Origin of the sequence: Georgenia yuyongxinii (genome assembly GCF_006352065.1) — a bacterium.
GTDB lineage: Bacteria > Actinomycetota > Actinomycetes > Actinomycetales > Actinomycetaceae > Georgenia > Georgenia yuyongxinii.
Window position 1 is genome coordinate 1,522,564 of record NZ_CP040915.1, and the last position, 15,687, is coordinate 1,538,250.

Genomic DNA, 15,687 nt, shown 5'->3' on the forward strand with positions numbered 1-15,687 from the left:
GTGGCCCGGCTCGTCCGTATCGATACCGAGCTCGTCCGCCGCGGCCTGGCCCGGTCGCGTCAGCACGCCGGTGAGCTGCTGGCCGCCGGCCATGTGCGACTCGACGGGCAGGTGGTGACCAAGCCGGCCCGTCAGGTGGACCCCGCGCAGGCGCTCCTGGTGGACGACGCCGGAGCCGCCGACGACTACGTCTCACGCGGCGCCCACAAGCTCGCCGGCGCCCTCGACGCGCTCGGTGACGCGGCCCCACTCGTCGCCGGCCGCCGCTGCCTGGACGCGGGCGCCTCCACCGGCGGCTTCACCGACGTCCTCCTGCGCCGCGGGGCCGCCCACGTGGTCGCCGTCGACGTCGGCTACGGCCAGCTCGCCTGGTCCCTGCAGACCGACCCCCGGGTGACGGTCCTGGACCGGACGAACGTGCGCACGCTGACCCCCCAGATGGTGGCGCCGGCCCCGCAGCTGGTGGTCGGCGACATGTCCTTCATCTCCCTGACCCTGGTTCTGCCGGCGCTGGCCCGGGCGGCCGCGCCGGACGCCGACGTTCTCCTCATGGTCAAGCCCCAGTTCGAGGTGGGCAAGGAGCGCCTCGGCCACGGTGGCGTCGTCCGCGACACCGCGTTGCACGTGGAGTCCGTGCTCACGGTCGCCGAGGCCGCCACCCGCGAGGGCCTCGACACCTGGGCCGTCGTGCCCAGCCCGCTGCCGGGCCCCTCGGGCAACGTGGAGTACTTCGTGGCGCTGCGCCGGGACCACCCCGGTGCCCTGCGGGGTGAGGCGCTGCGCGACGCCGTCGCCGCCGCGGTGCGCACGGGCCCGGCGGGGACCGCCGCCGTACCGACCGACCCCGAGGGGGAGCCAGCATGAGCCGCCGCATCCTGGTCGTCTGTCACGAGGGCCGACCCGACGCCGTCGCCGCCGCGGACAACCTCAGCGCGGCCCTCCAGGCGAACGGTATCGACACCATCCGCGACGGCAGCGCGGAGGGCGTCGAGCTCGCCATCGTCCTCGGCGGCGACGGCACCATCCTGCGTGCGGCGGAGGTGGCCCGGCGCCACGACGTCCCCCTCCTCGGTGTCAATCTCGGCCACGTAGGCTTCCTCGCCGAGGCCGAGGAGGAGGCGTTGCCCGACGTGGTCGACCGCGTGGTCGCCCGCGACTACCTCGTCGAGGAACGGATGACGCTCGACATCACGATCACCCGCCCGGACGGCACGGTCGAGCGGGACTGGGCCATCAACGAGGCCGCCGTGGAGAAGGGCGCACGCGCTCGCATGGTCGAGGCCACCATCGGCGTCGACGGGCGGGGTCTGTCCACCTTCGGCTGCGACGGCATCGTCCTGGCCACCCCCACCGGGTCCACCGCCTACGCCTTCTCCGGCGGCGGCCCCATCGTGTGGCCCGACGTCGACGCGCTCCTGGTCGTCCCCGTCGCCGCGCACGCATTGTTCGCCCGGCCGCTGGTCGTGGGGCCGAACTCGGTGCTGGAGGTCGAGGTGCTGCCGTACGAGGAGAAGCACGCGGTGGTGTGGTGCGATGGGCGGCGGATGCTCGACGCGCCCGCCGGGTCCCGGATCCGGGTGTGCCGGGGCGCCCAGCCGGTGCGGCTCGCCCGGATGAGCCAGGTCCCCTTCTCCGGCCGCCTCGTCGCCAAGTTCCGACTGCCGGTCCAGGGCTGGCGCGGCGTGCGGGAGCGGGCGTGATCGAGCAGGTCCGGATCGAGAACCTCGGGGTGATCGCGACCGCCGAGCTCGACCTCGACCCCGCCCTGACAGTCATCACCGGTGAGACGGGCGCCGGCAAGACCATGGTGCTCACCAGCCTCGAGCTGCTGCTCGGCGGCAAGGCCGACGCCGCACTGGTGCGTCGCGGCGCCGAGCGCGCCGTCGTCGAGGGCACCTTCACCGTCCCCGTCGACGGCGCCGCGGCCGCCCGCGCCGAGGAGGCCGGGGCCACCGTGGAGGACGGCGAGCTCCTCGTGGCCAGGACCGTCCCGGCCGCCGGCCGTTCCCGGGCACACCTGGGCGGACGCACGGTGCCGCACGCCGTCCTGACGGAGATCGGCGAGCAGCTCGTCACCGTGCACGGCCAGTCCCAGCAGCTGCGGCTGCGGGCCCCGTCCCAGCAGCGCGCCGCCCTGGACGCCTTCGGCGGACCGAAGCACGCCGCGCTGCTGGCCACCTACCGCGAGGCCTGGGCCGCGCTCGTCGCCGCCCGCGAGGAGCTGGCGACGTGGGAGCGGGAGGCGGGGGCGCGTGAGCACGAGATCGCCCTGCTGCGCGCCGGGTTGGACCGGGTCGACGCCCTAGACCCGCAGCCGGGGGAGGACCACACCCTGCGCGAGGAGGCCCAGCGGCTCGGCAACGTCGAGGAGCTGCGGGTGGCCGCCGGCACCGCCCACCAGGCCCTCACCGGTGGCGTCGACGCCCCCGACGCCCTCGACGCCACCAGCCTCGTCGACGCCGCCCGCCGCGCCCTGGAGCAGGCCGCCGACAGCGATCCCGCCCTCACCGGCTGGGCCACCCGTCTCGCCGAGGCCGCCTACCTCTTGTCCGACGTGGCCGGCGAGCTGGCCGCGTACCTCGACGGGCTCGACGCCGACCCCGCACGGCTGGCGGTCGTGCACGAGCGCCGTGCCGCCCTCACGGAGCTGACCCGGCTGCACGGTCCCGACGTCGACGCCGCCCTCGCCTGGGCGGAGCAGGCCCGGGAGCGCCTGGCCTACCTGGACGGCCCCACCGACACCGCCACCGCCCTACGCGAGCGCCTGCAGCAGGCGACGGCGCAGGTCACCCGCACCGGCGCCGCGCTGACCGCCTCACGCCGCCGCGTCGGCGAGCTCCTCGGCTCCGCCGTCGACGACGAGCTCGCGGGCCTCGCGATGGCCGGTGCCCACCTGACCGGCCGGCTGACGCCGCTGGAGGAGCCCGGACCCCACGGCGTCGAGGGCGTCGAGCTGCTGCTCGCCGCCCATCCCGGCGCGCCCGCCCGGCCGTTGGGCCAGGGCGCGTCGGGCGGTGAGCTGTCCCGGGTGATGCTCGCCATCGAGGTCGCGCTTGCCGGCACGGAGCCGGACCACGGGCAGCGCACGTTCGTGTTCGACGAGGTCGACGCCGGGGTGGGCGGCAAGGCCGCGGTCGAGGTCGGCCGGCGGCTGGCCCGGCTGGCCCGCACCGCGCAGGTGGTCGTCGTGACGCACCTCGCGCAGGTCGCTGCCTTCGCCGACCGGCACCTGGTGGTGAGCAAGCCCACCCCCGGGGACGACGCCGTCGTCACGGCCACCGACGTCACCGAGGTGGAAGGGCCAGATCGCGTGCGAGAGCTGGCCCGGATGCTCTCCGGGCAGGAGGAGTCCGACACCGCTCTGCAGCACGCCGCTGAGCTCCTGGAGCGGGCGGACGTGCGACGATGAAGCGGTGACTGCCCTTTTCCGACGCCGACGTGCGGTCGTCGACGGTGGGCCCGGGACCTCGGGCCCCGCCCGGGTCGACCCCCGGACGAAGAACCTGACCAAGCGTCTGCGCCCGGGCGACGTCGCCGTCATCGACCACGAGGACCTCGACCGGGTCTCCGCCGAGGCGCTGGTGGCCTGCCGGCCGGCCGCGGTGCTCAACGCCGCCCGGTCGACGTCGGGGCGGTACCCCAACCTCGGCCCGGGCATCCTCGTCGAGGCGGGGATCCCTCTCGTGGACGATCTCGGCCCGGCGGTGATGTCGGTGCGCGAGGGCCAGCAGCTGCGCCTGGAGGGCGCCGAGGTCCATACCGGGGACCGGCTGGTGGCCGAGGGCACCGTCCAGGACGCCTCGACGGTCGAGGCCAACCTCGACAAGGCCCGCGAGGGGCTGTCGGTCCAGCTAGAGGCCTTCGCGGTGAACACGATGGACTACGTCCACCGGGAGCGGGACCTGCTCGTCAACGGTGTCGGTGTGCCCAAGGTGCGCGCCAAGTTCGAGGGGCGGCACGCCCTGGTGGTGGTGCGCGGGTACCACTACAAGGAAGACCTCGCGATGCTGCGCTCCTACATCCGGGAGTACCGGCCGCTGCTCATCGGCGTCGACGGCGGCGCCGACGCGATCATCGAGGCCGGGCTGCGCCCGGACATGATCGTGGGCGACATGGACTCCGTCTCTGACAAGGCACTGACCTCCGGCGCCGAGATCGTGGTGCACGCGTACCGCGACGGCCGCGCCCCCGGGCAGCGGCGGGTGGAGGACCTCGGCGTCGAGCACGTCGTCTTCCCCGCCACGGGCACGAGCGAGGACATCGCGATGCTGCTCGCCGACGACCTCGGCGCCGAGCTCATCGTCGCCGTCGGCACGCACGACACGATGATCGAGTTCCTCGACAAGGGCCGCGCCGGCATGGCCTCGACGTTCCTCACCCGGCTGCGGGTCGGCAGCAAGCTCATCGACGCCAAGGGCGTCTCCCGGCTCTACCGCACCCGTATCTCCACCTGGCAGCTCGTGATCCTCGCCCTGGCAGGCCTCCTCGCCCTCTTCGTTGCGCTCGCGACGACCAACGTGGGGCAGACCACCTTCGGCCTCGCCGGCGCCTGGTTCGACGACCTCGTGAACTTCTTCCGGTCGCTCGTGGGGATCGCCCCCGCACCGACGACCTGACCCCCGGAGCGCACATTGATCGACTTCCGCTACCACCTCGTCTCGCTCATCGCGGTCTTCCTGGCCCTGGCCGTGGGGATCGTGCTGGGCGCCGGCCCGCTGCGCGACACCATCGGCGATACCCTCACCGGGCAGGTCCAGGACCTGCGTGCGGACCGTGAACGCCTGCGCGGCGATCTCGAGGCCTCCGAGGCGGACGTGACCGAGCGGACCACCTACCTCGAGCAGTCCGCCGGTGTCCTGCTGGAGGGGGCACTGACCGACCAGTCGGTCACCGTGGTCACCGTGCCCGGCACCGCCGCGGACGACGTCGAGGCCGTGCGGGACCGGCTTGCGCAGGCCGGCGCCGAGGTCCTCGGCGAGGTGGCCGTCACCGAGGCGTGGACCGACCCGGCCAACCTGACCTTCCGCCAGACCTTCGCCGGCCAGCTGCTGGGGTACATCGACCCGGCGCCGGGTGGCGACGCCGGCGTGGAGACGATCTTCGGGCTCGCCCTGGCCCACGCACTCACGGACACCGGCGAGGACGGGGCCCCGACCGAGGACGCCGCCACGCTGCTCGACCTGCTCAGCTCCGCCGAGGCACCGCTGGTGAGCCTGACGACGGCACCCACGGGGCAGGCCGACGCGACCGTGCTCGTCGGGCCGCCCGCCGCCGCGCCGCCCGCCCCCGACGCCGACCCCGAGGAGACCGACGCGGCCGCCGCGGTGCTCGGCAGCCACGTCCGCCTGGCCCAGGCGCTGAGCGGCGTCGCACCCGCCGTCACCGTCGGTGCCGCCGCCTCCGACCTCGACCTGGTCGCGGCGGTCCGTGCGGACGACGCCGCTGCCGCCGCGGTCACCACCGTGGACTCGGTCGGCGAGATCACCGCGGCGCTGTCCACGCCGCTGGCCACCGCCGTCGCCCTCTCCGGTGGCCACGGCCACTTCGGGTTCCTCGGCGGCGCGGACGCGGCCGTCCCGCCGCGCGTCGAGCTCGCACCCCCGGTGGTCGAGCCAGAGGGCGAGGCGCCCGCCGATGCGGAGGCCGGGACCGAGGACGGGACGGCGGGGACCGAGGCCGCGCCCGTCCAGGACGCCGCGTGAGCCGCCTCGTCGACGTCGCGCTGCCCACCGTGCTCGGGGCGGCCGCCACCACAGTGGCTGCCGCGGTCCTCGAGCACCGGCCACCCGGTGGCCGGCGCCGCTGGGAACGCACGAACTTCGCCGGCCGCACTGTCAGCCTGCTCGGCGGCGCGGCCGCCGGCGTGGGAGCCGTCGCGGGCCCGGTGCTCGCAGCCGCGGCGACGGCGCCACCCGGCGCCGCTCGTGCCGCCCGTGCCGCCCACGGCGGCGCCGGCGCTGCCCGCACCTCCGCGGCCGCCGTCCTCGCCGCTTCGGCCGGCGCCGCCATGGGCCTCCTCGACGACCTCACCGAGGACGCCACCGGTGCCGCCAAGGGGCTGCGCGGCCACCTCGGTGCACTGCGTCAGGGCCACGTCACCACCGGAGCGCTGAAGATCCTCGGCATCGGTGCCGGCGCCCTCGCGGCCGCCGCCGTCGCCACCCCGCGCAGGACCTCGGGAACCGGGCGGATCGTGGAGATTCTGGGCGGGGCCGCCCTCGTGGCCGGCACCGCGAACCTGCACAACCTCTTCGACCTGCGACCGGGCCGTGCCCTGAAGGTCGCCACCGCCGTCAGCGGCCCCCTCGCCCTCACCGGGCCCGGCACGCCCCACGGGACCCTGGCCGCCACCGCCCTCGGTGTGGCCGGCGCGGCCCTGCCCGACGACCTCGCGGAGCGCACCATGCTCGGTGACACCGGCGCCAACGCCGTCGGCGCGCTCGTGGGCACCGCCCTGGCCGCCCACCCGTCCCGCACCCTGCGCGCGGGGGCGCTGAGCGCCGTCGTTGCGCTGACCCTGCTCAGCGAGCGGGTGAGCTTCTCCGGCGTGATCGAGCGCAACGGCGTGCTGCGCCGGGTGGACGCCCTGGGCCGGCGCCCCCGCTGAGGCGATGAGTCCCCGCACGCGAATGCTCGGCGGCGTCCTCGGCGCCGCGGGCCTGATCGCCGTCGTGACCCTGGCCTCCCGGGCCGTGGGGTTCGTGCGCTGGCTCGTCCAGTCCTGGACCCTGGGCGCCTCCGACGCCGCGATGGCCTACGAGACCGCCAACAAGGTGCCCAACGTGCTCTTCGAGGTGGCGGCCGGCGGGGCGCTGGCCGGCGCGGTCGTCCCCCTGCTCGCGGTGCCGCTGGCCCGGCACCTGCGCACGGAGGTGGACCGCACCGCGTCGGCGCTGCTGACCTGGGCGCTGCTGGTGCTGGTGCCACTGGCCGCGCTGGTCGCCGCGGCGGCCGGCCCGGTCGCGGGGCTGCTCCTGCCCGGTGGCACCGACCCCGCCCTGCGGGAGCTGACCACCAGCTACCTGCGGATCTTCGCGCTCCAGATCCCCCTGTACGGGGTCGGGGTGATCTTCTCCGGGGTGCTCCAGGCGCAGAAGAGGTTCTTCTGGCCGGCGTTCGCCCCGCTGCTGTCCTCCCTGGTCGTCATCGTCAGCTACCTCGCCTTCGGGGCGGTGTCCCAGGGCCGGCAGGACGACCCCGCCGCCCTGCCGCTCGCCGCCGTCGCCTGGCTCGCCTGGGGCACCACCGGCGGCGTCGCGGCCATGAGTCTGTGCCAACTGGTCCCCGTGCTGCGTGCCGGTGTGCGGCCACGGCCCGCGCTGCGCTTCCCGCCGGGCGTCGCGCGGCGGGCCGGGCGCCTCGCCGCCGCGGGGATCGGGGCGCTGCTCGCCCAGCAGGCCAGCGTCGTCGTCGTCCTGCTGCTGGCGAACACCCACGGCGAGACCGGCACCATCAACGTCTACACCTACGCGCAGGCGGTGTACTTCCTGCCCTACGCCGTGCTCGCGGTACCGCTGTCGACCGCCGTGTTCCCACGCCTGTCCGAGCGCGCGGGCACGGGGGACCGGCACGGGTTCGCCGCGATGGCGGCCGGGTCCACCCGCCTGGTGGTCGCCGCCTCGCTGGTGGGCGCCGCCCTGCTGGTGGCCGTCGCGCCCGCCGCCACGGCGGTCTTCTCCCTGCGTTTCGAGATGGCCGGGATGACACAGGCGATCACCTGGTTCGCTCCCGGGATCGTCGGCTACGCACTGATATTCCACCTCTCCCGGGCGCTGTACGCCGTCGACCACGGCCGCGCCGCGGTGCTGGCGACGGCGACCGGCTGGCTCGTGGTCTCCGCCGCCTCCTGGGCCGGGGTGCTTCTGCTGGCCCCCGACGGCGGCGACGGACCCGCCACGCTGACGGCGCTCGGGGCCGGCTCGTCCGCGGGCATGGTCGTGGCGGGGACGCTGCTGCTGTGGGCCGTGCGCCGAGCCGGCGGCCCCGGTGCGCTGGCGGGGCTGTCTCGCACGTTCGCCGTCGGCGCGCTGCCCGCGGTGGCCGGTGGCCTCGTGGGCCGGTGGGTCGCCACGAGCCTGCTCGACGCACTCGGCGCGGGCCTGGGCGGCGCGGTCGTCGCCGCGGTGGGCGGTGCGCTGCCCGCGGGCGGGCTCGTGGCCGCGGCGGTGCTGCTCCTCGATCGCGGCACCATCCGGGTGGGGACGTGGTCGCGGGAGCGGCAGGCCGCCCAGGGCCCGGGTGCCGGCCGCCCGGGCTGAGACATACTGGGGGACCTGCCCACGAAAGAGGACCAGCATGCGGGTGCTGCAGCTGACCGGGTCGAGCGCCGGCGGGGTGGGTCGGCACGCCCGGGAGGTCGCCGCGCTGCTCGGCGCGGACGGTCCGGTCGTGCTCGCCGGCCCGGCCGACGTCGTCACGCCGGCGGGCCCGGGGGAGTCCGGAGCCGGGAAGGTGCGCGCCGTCGTCGTCGACATCGCCGACCGGCCCCGCCCGCGGGACGCGAGCGCCGTCCGGCAGGTCCGACGCCTGGCCGCGGGCGCGGACGTGGTCCACGCCCACGGCCTGCGTGCCGGCGCCCTGGCCGTCCTGGCCGTGCGCAGCCTCGGCCGGCGCCGCCCCCGCCTGGTCGTCACCGTGCACAACCTGCCCGTGGGCGGCCCGCGGGTGCGGGCGGTCGCGGCCGTCCTGGAGACCCTCGTGGCCCGCGGCGCGGACGCCGTGCTGGGGGTGAGCGGCGACCTGGTGGAGCGTATGCGTGCGCGGGGCGCACGAGAGGTCGAGCGGGCGCTCGTGCCTGCGCCCGAGCGGCCGGCGTCCACCGTCCCCGCCGAGCAGCTGCGCGAGGGGCTGGGGCTGGCCAGCGGCGAGCGGCTGGTCCTCACCGTTGCCCGGCTGGCGCCGCAGAAGGGTCTGGACCTGCTCGCCGACGCGGCCGCGATCCTCGCGGGGTCGGACGCCGGTCCCGGCGCGGGGCTGGGCGCGGGGCGCGGCGCCGGGCCGGACGCAGCCGCACCGACGGGCCGCCACGCCGAGGAACGCACCGAGGACGGCGCGCGCCGGACCGGCTGGCGGTGGGTGGTCGTCGGCGACGGGCCCTTGCGCGAGGCCCTCGCGCGCCGCGCGCGCACCGAGGACCTGCCGATCTTGCTGACCGGGCGCCGCGACGACGTGCCGGACCTGCTCGCCGCGGCGGACGCCGTCGTCTCCACCGCCACCTGGGAGGGGCAGCCCATCGCCGTGCAGGAGGCGTTGCGGGCCGGGGCCGCGCTGGTGGCGACCGACGTGGGCGGCACCCGCGAGGTCACCGGCGACGCCGCCGTCCTCGTCCCGGCCGGGGACGCACCGGCCCTGGCCGCCGCGATCCGCGCGGTCCTCAGCGACGACGGGCGCCGCGCGGCGCTGCGGGTGGCCGCGCTCGAGCGTGCCGCCGTCCTGCCCGGCCCGGCCGACGTGCTGGCCCAGCTGCAGAAGGTCTACGGCGGGCTCGGCTGAGGGGCGCCCGTGGCTCATCGCACAGCCGCCGTGCCCACCGGTCCGGGCGTGTCGGCACACCGGCTGCTAAGGTCAAAGTCCGTGGTCAACCAACCGAGCCGGCTGCCCGGCAACCAGGCCAGCATCCCCCGTCAGATCTTCGTCACCGGCGGGGTCGTGAGCTCACTGGGCAAGGGGTTGACAGCCTCCAGCCTGGGTCACCTGCTCCGCGCCCGCGGTCTGCGGGTGGTGATGCAAAAGCTCGACCCGTACATCAACGTCGACCCCGGCACGATGAACCCGTTCCAGCACGGTGAGGTCTTCGTCACCGACGACGGCACCGAGACCGACCTGGACATCGGTCACTACGAGCGCTTCCTCGACGTCGAGCTCTCCGGCAAGGCCAACGCCACCACCGGGCAGGTGTACTCCACGGTCATCGCCAAGGAGCGCCGGGGCGAGTACCTCGGCGACACCGTGCAGGTCATCCCGCACATCACCGACGAGATCAAGGCCCGCATGCGGGCCCAGGCCGAGCCCGCCGACGGCGAGGAGCCGCCGGACGTCATCATCACCGAGATCGGCGGCACGGTCGGCGACATCGAGTCCCTCCCGTTCCTCGAGGCCGCCCGGCAGGTCCGCCAGGACCTGGGCCGCGACAACGTCTTCTTCCTGCACGTCTCCCTCGTGCCCTACATCGCGGCGTCGGGGGAGCTGAAGACCAAGCCCACCCAGCACTCGGTGGCCGAGCTGCGCTCCATCGGCATCCAGCCCGACGCGATCGTGTGCCGTTCCGAGCGTGAGCTGCCCGAGAGCGTCAAGGCCAAGATCGCGTCGATGTGCGACGTCGACCGTGAGGCCGTCGTGATGTGCCAGGACGCATCGAGCATCTACGAGATCCCCGCCGTGCTGCACGCCGAGGGCCTGGACGCCTACGTCGTCCAGCGCCTGCGGATGAGCTTCCGAGACGTGGACTGGTCGGTGTGGGACCGGCTCCTCGAGCGGGTGCGCCACCCCAAGGACCATGTCGAGATCGCGCTCGTCGGCAAGTACATCGACCTGCCCGACGCCTACCTCTCCGTCACCGAGGCGCTGCGCGCCGGCGGTTTCCACCACCGTGCCAAGGTCGCCCTGCGCTGGGTGCCCTCAGACACCTGCCAGACCCCGGAGGGTGCGCGCAAGGCACTCGAGGGCGTCGACGGCGTCCTGGTGCCCGGCGGGTTCGGCGTGCGCGGCATCGAGGGCAAGCTCGGCGCGCTGCGCCACGCCCGCGAGAACCAGATCCCCACCCTGGGGATCTGCCTGGGCCTGCAGTGCATGGTCATCGAGGCAGCCCGTAACCTCCTCGGCCTGGACAAGGCGAGCTCGACGGAGTTCGACCCCGCCACCCCCGACCCGGTGGTGGCCACGATGGAGGAGCAGCTCGCCATCGTGGGCGGCGAGGGCGACCTGGGCGGCACCATGCGCCTGGGCCGGTACGAGGCCGTGCTCACCCCGGGTTCCCTGGCCGCCGAGGTGTACGGCGCCGAGCGCGTGAGCGAGCGGCACCGCCACCGGTACGAGGTGAACAACTCCTACCGGGAGGATCTGGAGAAGGCCGGTCTGAAGATCTCCGGCCGGTCCCCGGACTCCTCGCTCGTGGAGTTCGTCGAGCTCGACCGGGACCGCCACCCGTACTACATCGCCACCCAGGCCCACCCCGAGTTCAAGTCCCGGCCCACCCGGGCGCACCCGCTCTTCGCCGGGCTGGTCGGCGCGGCGCTGGAGCGGCAGCGCGCCACCCGCCTGCTCGACATCGACGAGCCCGAGACGGTCGGGCTCGAGCACGAGGAGCCGGTGGGCGCGGTGGCCGAGACCGGCGGCGACCGGGCTTGAGCGTCGCCGACGCCAAGGACACCGACCGCGAGGTCCTCACGCACCGCCGGCTCCACGACGGGCGCGTGTTCGACCTGGTCTCCGACGAGGTGCGGCTGAACCCCGACGACGACGCGCCGGTGGTCCGGGAGTACCTGGACCACCCCGGCGCGGTCGCCGTAGTCGCCCTGCGGGACGGCGCCGACGGGGAGGAGGTGCTGCTCATCAAGCAGTACCGCCACCCCGTGCGGGCCCAGCTGTGGGAGATCCCCGCCGGCCTGCTCGACGTCGACGGCGAGGATCACCTCACCGCAGCGCAACGGGAGCTGCTCGAGGAAGCGGATCTGCGCGCATCCCGCTGGGACGTGCTCGTGGACTACTTCACCACCCCGGGTGGCTCGAGCGAGTCGCTGCGGATCTACCTGGCCCGGGACGTCTCGGAGGTCGCCGACCACGAGCAGCATGCCCGCGAGGACGAGGAGCGGGACATGCCCACCGCCTGGGTCCGGCTCGACGACGCCGTCGACGCCGTGCACGAGGGGCGCCTGCACAACCCGAGCGCGGTGGTCGGCATCCTGGCCGCCGCCAGCGCCCGCGCCCGTGACTGGCAGCCGTTACGGACGGTGACGTCCCCGTGGCTGCGCTGAGAGGAGAACCGATGATCGCCGTCGTCCCCGTTACCGCCGAGGGCCGCACCGGGCACAGCTGGGGCAAGGCGCCCCGCGTCGCCGTCGCCACCGTGAGCGACGGCGCCATCACGGACTGGCAGGAGCACGAGGTCCGCTGGGACGTCTCGCACGACGAGGGCACCGAGGGCTCGCACCACGCCCGGGTCGCGCGTTTCCTCCTCGACCACCAGGTGGGGGCCGTGGTGGTCGACCACATGGGTGCGGGCATGGTCCGCATGCTCGCGAGCATGGACATCCGGGTGCTGCAGGCGACGCAGGACGACGCACACGAGGCGGTGCTCGCCGCGGTCCGCGCGGTGCCTGCCTGACCCTTGGTCGTGGCGGGGGGTTCGCGTTCAGCAGCCGGCTTAGTCGCGGCGCGTGTAGAACGAGCTGCAGGCGTATGTCACGGCGACCGTCACCAGGCCGGCACCGAGCATGTGCAGGCCCACCAGCACCTCCGGCAGGCCGAGGAAGTGTTGGGTGTACCCGATGACACCCTCGACGACCACCACCGCCAGCAGCCACGGCCACACCTGGCGGGCGCGGTCCAGGCGCAGGTCGTCGCGGCGGCGCTGGAGCAGCACGGCGCCGGCGATCGAGACGAGCACGAACAGCCACACCGAGACCGAGTGCATGCGCGTGACGGCGATCGGGTCGAGTGCGTAGCGGAACGGCTCGTCCGCGTCGCCGGAGTGCGGGCCCGTCCCCGTGACCACTGTCCCGAGCGTCAGCAGCACCACGGTGAGCCCCGCAAGCACCCAGGGCAGCGGCCGCAGCCCCGGTGGGGCGAGCCGCACCAGCGCGCCGTCGCCCTCGCGCAGCCGCACCAGCAGGTAGGCGGACACGGCCACCAGCGCCAGCGAGATCAGCATGTGCGAGCCGACGATCGCGGGGTGCAGGTCCACCCACACCGTGATGCCGCCGATGACGGCCTGCAGGGCGATGCCCGCCAGCGGCAACCAGGCCAGCCGCTTGAGCGAGGCGGGGCGGGAGGCGACGGGCTCGCGTCGGTACACGGCCCACAGCAGCGCTATGGCGATGACCGTGAGCACCCCGGTCAGCGTGCGGTTGCCGAACTCGATGTACTGGTGGATCGAGGTCTCCTCGTGGAAGACCGGGGTGAACGAGCCCGGCTCGCACATCGGCCAGGAGGAGCAGCCGAGGCCCGAGCCGGTCAGGCGCACTGCGCCGCCGGTGACGATGATGCCGATCTGCGCGACCAGGTTCGCCACGGCCAGCCCCCAGGTGAGCCGGTCCACCCGCGCGGGACGCGTGGGGGCGGCGGGCCCGGCGCCGGTGCCGGAACCGGCCGCCGCGCCCGTGCTCGTGGCCGCGTGGGGCGTGCTTGTGGTCGCCGCGGAGCCGCGGGCGCCGTCGTCGGACCGGCTCGGATCGATCGTGGTGCTCACGGCACCAGGGTACGTGCGCGCACCGACACGTCGGGGCGCGGCACCACCCGGCACGACCGGTTCGTCAGCCAGACCAGGAGGCGCTGCGGTCGCTCAGTCCCAGCGGAACCATCGTGTGGCCAGCCAGGTGCCGACGGCGGTCCACACGGCCAGCACCGCGACGGCACTGAGGTCGAGCGCGCCGGTGGTGGCCAGCGTCCGTAGACCCTCACCGAGCGCACCCGGCGGCAGGAGCGCGACCACCGCCGCCACCGGGTCCGGCAGCACCGCGAGCGGGACCAGCAGCCCCCCGCCGCCGGCCATGAGCACCCAGAGCAGGTTCGCGACGGCGAGCACGGCTTCGGGCCGCAGGGTGCCGCCGACGAGCAGCGCCAGCGACACGAACGCGGCCGCCCCGAGCAGGATCAGCAGCGCGCCGCCGAGGACGGCGAGCGGCCCGGCGCCCTCGCCGCGCCACCCGAGCAGCACTGCCACCAGGAGCAGCACGACTGTCTGCACCGCGAGCACGCAGGCGACGGCGCCGAGCTTGCCCGCCATGAGCCCGCGCGGGCCGAGCGGGGTGGTGGCGAGCAACCGCAGCACGCCCCACCTGCGGTCGAACGCGACGGCGATCGCCTGGGAGGTGAACCCGGTGGACGCCACGGCCAGCGCGAGCGCCCCGGCGAGCGCGGCCGGGGTGCGGGTCTCGCCGGGGAGATCGACCACGTCGGTGCGCACGAGCAGCACCAGCGCGATGACCGGCAGGACGAAGGTGAGCAGGAGCTGCTCCCCGTTGCGCAGCACGGCCGCGGTCTCGAAGCGGGTCTGCGCGAGGACGCGCCGCGCGTGGGTGCGCAGGCCGGCGGTGCCGGTGGCGGCAGGTGCACCGGGTGCACCGGGTGCACCGGGCTCGCCAGGTGCGCCGGGTGCGCCGGGCTCGCCGACGGTCCTCGTGCCGGTCATGCCACGTCCTCCATCCCGCGCAGCTCTCGACCGGTCAGGTCGAGGAACGTGTCCTCCAGGGTGCGGCGGTGCACGGTCACCCGGGCGCCGGGCGCCCCGGCCTCGGTCACCGCGGTGGACACCGCAGCCAGCGTGCCGGCGTCCACCTCGCCGTCGGCGGCGGCGACCTCGACGAGACCATGGACCTCCCGGACCGCCAGGTCGTGCCGGCCCTCGCCCGCCAGCCGCGCGCGCAGCGCCTCGGCCAGCGGCTCCGGCGGCAACGTGCCCAGCGGGTCGATCCGCACCCGTGACCCCCCGGTCAGCTCCGCCGGCGTGCCCTGAGCGATGACCTGGCCGGCGTCGATGATCACGACGTGGTCTGCCAGCTCCTCCGCCTCGTGCATCAGGTGGGTGGTCAGCACCAGCGACGTGCCACCGGCCCGCAATTCGCGGAGCAGGTCCCACACCGCCAGCCGCGCCTGGGGGTCGAGGCCGGCGGAGGGCTCGTCGAGGAACACGAGCTGCGGCCGGCCGACGATGGCCCCCGCCAGGGCGAGCCGCTGACGCTGGCCGCCGGAGAGTCGTCGCACCGCGGTCCGGGTGGCGTCGGCGAGGCCGAGCCGGCCGAGCAGCGCCGTCGGGTCGAGCGGCTGGGCGTGCAGCCGGGCGAGGTGGGAGAGGACGGCGCCGGCGCGCGGGGCCATCGGCAGCCCGCCGTCCTGCAGCATCACCCCGACCTGCTCACGCAGTGCGGCGTCCGCGCCGGGGCTCCGGCGGTCCACCCCGAGCACCTCGATCGTGCCGGCATCGGGGCGACGCAGGCCCTCGCAGCACTCGACGGTGGTGGTCTTGCCGGCGCCGTTGGGGCCGAGCACCGCCGTCAGGCGGCCGCGCGCGGCGGTGAAGGAGAGGCCGCGAACCACCTCCCTGCCGCCGTAGGACTTGCGCAGGCCGCGCACGGCGAGCGCCGGCACGTCGGCGCGGGCGGGGGAGCCCGCTGAGATGTCGGATCGGGTCAGGGCATGCACCCGCCCAGCGTAGGTGGCCGACGACGGCGCACGGCCGCACGTCCCGGCGTCACAGCGTGCGCCAATCCCCTCACTGACTGATCCGGTCCCGCTCTCCTGCTCTTTCCGGTACACGACACGGCGAGCTTTCCACCGCGCCGAGACCTGCCTGTTGCGCCGAAACCTGCTGGTGGAACGGCAGGTGTCGGTCGGAAACTGCAGGTCTCGCCGCGTGGGACCCGTGCCGAAGCCGCGTGTGCCGGTCGCGCCGGCCTGCCGTTGTGCGGGCCATCACGCTCGGCGTGAGGGGTCTCACCCTCGGCGCTGACGGCGCCCCCCTGCCCGCGCTGG

General features: G+C 75.2%; 14 protein-coding genes. 11 read left to right on the forward strand and 3 right to left on the reverse strand.

What is annotated here, in order from left to right; translation table 11 throughout:
* The 11 genes from FE374_RS06915 to FE374_RS06965 all read left to right on the forward strand — a co-directional run bounded on the left by FE374_RS06915 (window position 1) and on the right by FE374_RS06965 (window position 12,322).
* On the forward strand, window positions 1-864 hold the full coding sequence (locus tag FE374_RS06915; RefSeq protein WP_139927833.1) for a TlyA family RNA methyltransferase: 864 nt from the start codon (window positions 1-3) through the stop codon (window positions 862-864).
* A complete protein-coding gene (locus FE374_RS06920) occupies window positions 861-1,700 on the forward strand; it encodes an NAD kinase (RefSeq protein ID WP_139927834.1) in 840 nt (279 codons plus the stop codon). Before FE374_RS06915 ends, FE374_RS06920 begins: the two co-directional genes overlap by 4 nt.
* Entirely contained in the window at window positions 1,697-3,409 is a 1,713-nt protein-coding gene (gene recN / locus FE374_RS06925; protein WP_139927835.1) for a DNA repair protein RecN, read from the forward strand. The genes FE374_RS06920 and recN overlap by 4 nt, the downstream gene beginning before the upstream one ends.
* 4 nt (window positions 3,410-3,413) lie before the next feature.
* A complete protein-coding gene (gene steA, locus FE374_RS06930) occupies window positions 3,414-4,616 on the forward strand; it encodes a putative cytokinetic ring protein SteA (RefSeq protein WP_139927836.1) in 1,203 nt (400 codons plus the stop codon).
* A 15-nt stretch (window positions 4,617-4,631) separates the two neighbouring features.
* Window positions 4,632-5,702, forward strand: a complete 1,071-nt coding sequence (locus FE374_RS06935; RefSeq protein ID WP_139927837.1) for a copper transporter — start codon at window positions 4,632-4,634, stop codon at window positions 5,700-5,702.
* A complete protein-coding gene (locus tag FE374_RS06940) occupies window positions 5,699-6,607 on the forward strand; it encodes a hypothetical protein (protein WP_230978498.1) in 909 nt (302 codons plus the stop codon). The genes FE374_RS06935 and FE374_RS06940 overlap by 4 nt, the downstream gene beginning before the upstream one ends.
* A gap of 4 nt (window positions 6,608-6,611) precedes the next feature.
* Window positions 6,612-8,258 carry a murein biosynthesis integral membrane protein MurJ gene (gene murJ / locus FE374_RS06945; protein WP_139927838.1) on the forward strand — a complete coding sequence of 549 codons (1,647 nt, stop codon included), beginning with the start codon at window positions 6,612-6,614 and terminating at the stop codon, window positions 8,256-8,258.
* 37 nt (window positions 8,259-8,295) lie between these two features.
* Window positions 8,296-9,492 (forward strand): glycosyltransferase family 4 protein, encoded by a 1,197-nt coding sequence (locus tag FE374_RS06950; RefSeq protein WP_139927839.1) that lies wholly within the window; start codon window positions 8,296-8,298, stop codon window positions 9,490-9,492.
* Window positions 9,493-9,573: 81 nt separating this feature from the next.
* Window positions 9,574-11,346, forward strand: a complete 1,773-nt coding sequence (locus tag FE374_RS06955) for a CTP synthase (protein ID WP_139927840.1) — start codon at window positions 9,574-9,576, stop codon at window positions 11,344-11,346.
* Window positions 11,343-11,972 (forward strand): NUDIX domain-containing protein, encoded by a 630-nt coding sequence (locus FE374_RS06960; RefSeq protein WP_139927841.1) that lies wholly within the window; start codon window positions 11,343-11,345, stop codon window positions 11,970-11,972. Before FE374_RS06955 ends, FE374_RS06960 begins: the two co-directional genes overlap by 4 nt.
* Before the next feature lie 11 nt (window positions 11,973-11,983).
* Entirely contained in the window at window positions 11,984-12,322 is a 339-nt protein-coding gene (locus tag FE374_RS06965) for a NifB/NifX family molybdenum-iron cluster-binding protein (RefSeq protein WP_139927842.1), read from the forward strand.
* Between the two features lie 39 nt (window positions 12,323-12,361).
* Here FE374_RS06965 and FE374_RS06970 read toward each other — a convergent pair whose 3' ends face one another.
* The 3 genes from FE374_RS06970 to FE374_RS06980 all read right to left on the reverse strand — a co-directional run bounded on the left by FE374_RS06970 (window position 12,362) and on the right by FE374_RS06980 (window position 15,348).
* The gene (locus tag FE374_RS06970) at window positions 12,362-13,405 is read right to left on the reverse strand and encodes a COX15/CtaA family protein (protein WP_230978499.1); all 1,044 of its coding nucleotides are present in this window, start codon (window positions 13,403-13,405) and stop codon (window positions 12,362-12,364) included.
* Between the two features lie 93 nt (window positions 13,406-13,498).
* Complete coding sequence (locus FE374_RS06975; RefSeq protein ID WP_139927843.1) at window positions 13,499-14,347, reverse strand: ABC transporter permease; 849 nt, start codon at window positions 14,345-14,347, stop codon at window positions 13,499-13,501.
* Window positions 14,344-15,348, reverse strand: coding sequence for an ABC transporter ATP-binding protein (locus tag FE374_RS06980; RefSeq protein WP_168205779.1), 1,005 nt, complete (start codon window positions 15,346-15,348; stop codon window positions 14,344-14,346). Before FE374_RS06980 ends, FE374_RS06975 begins: the two co-directional genes overlap by 4 nt.
* Window positions 15,349-15,687 lie beyond the last annotated feature (339 nt).

Bases quoted from the DNA above. Each gene is read 5' to 3' on its own strand.
- murJ (WP_139927838.1), top strand. From the start codon at position 6,612: ATGAGTCCCCGCACGCGAATGCTCGGCGGCGTCCTCGGCGCCGCGGGC.
- FE374_RS06950 (WP_139927839.1), top strand. From the start codon at position 8,296: ATGCGGGTGCTGCAGCTGACCGGGTCGAGCGCCGGCGGGGTGGGTCGG.
- FE374_RS06920 (WP_139927834.1), top strand. From the start codon at position 861: ATGAGCCGCCGCATCCTGGTCGTCTGTCACGAGGGCCGACCCGACGCC.
- FE374_RS06965 (WP_139927842.1), top strand. From the start codon at position 11,984: ATGATCGCCGTCGTCCCCGTTACCGCCGAGGGCCGCACCGGGCACAGC.
- FE374_RS06975 (WP_139927843.1), bottom strand. From the start codon at position 14,347: ATGACCGGCACGAGGACCGTCGGCGAGCCCGGCGCACCCGGCGCACCT.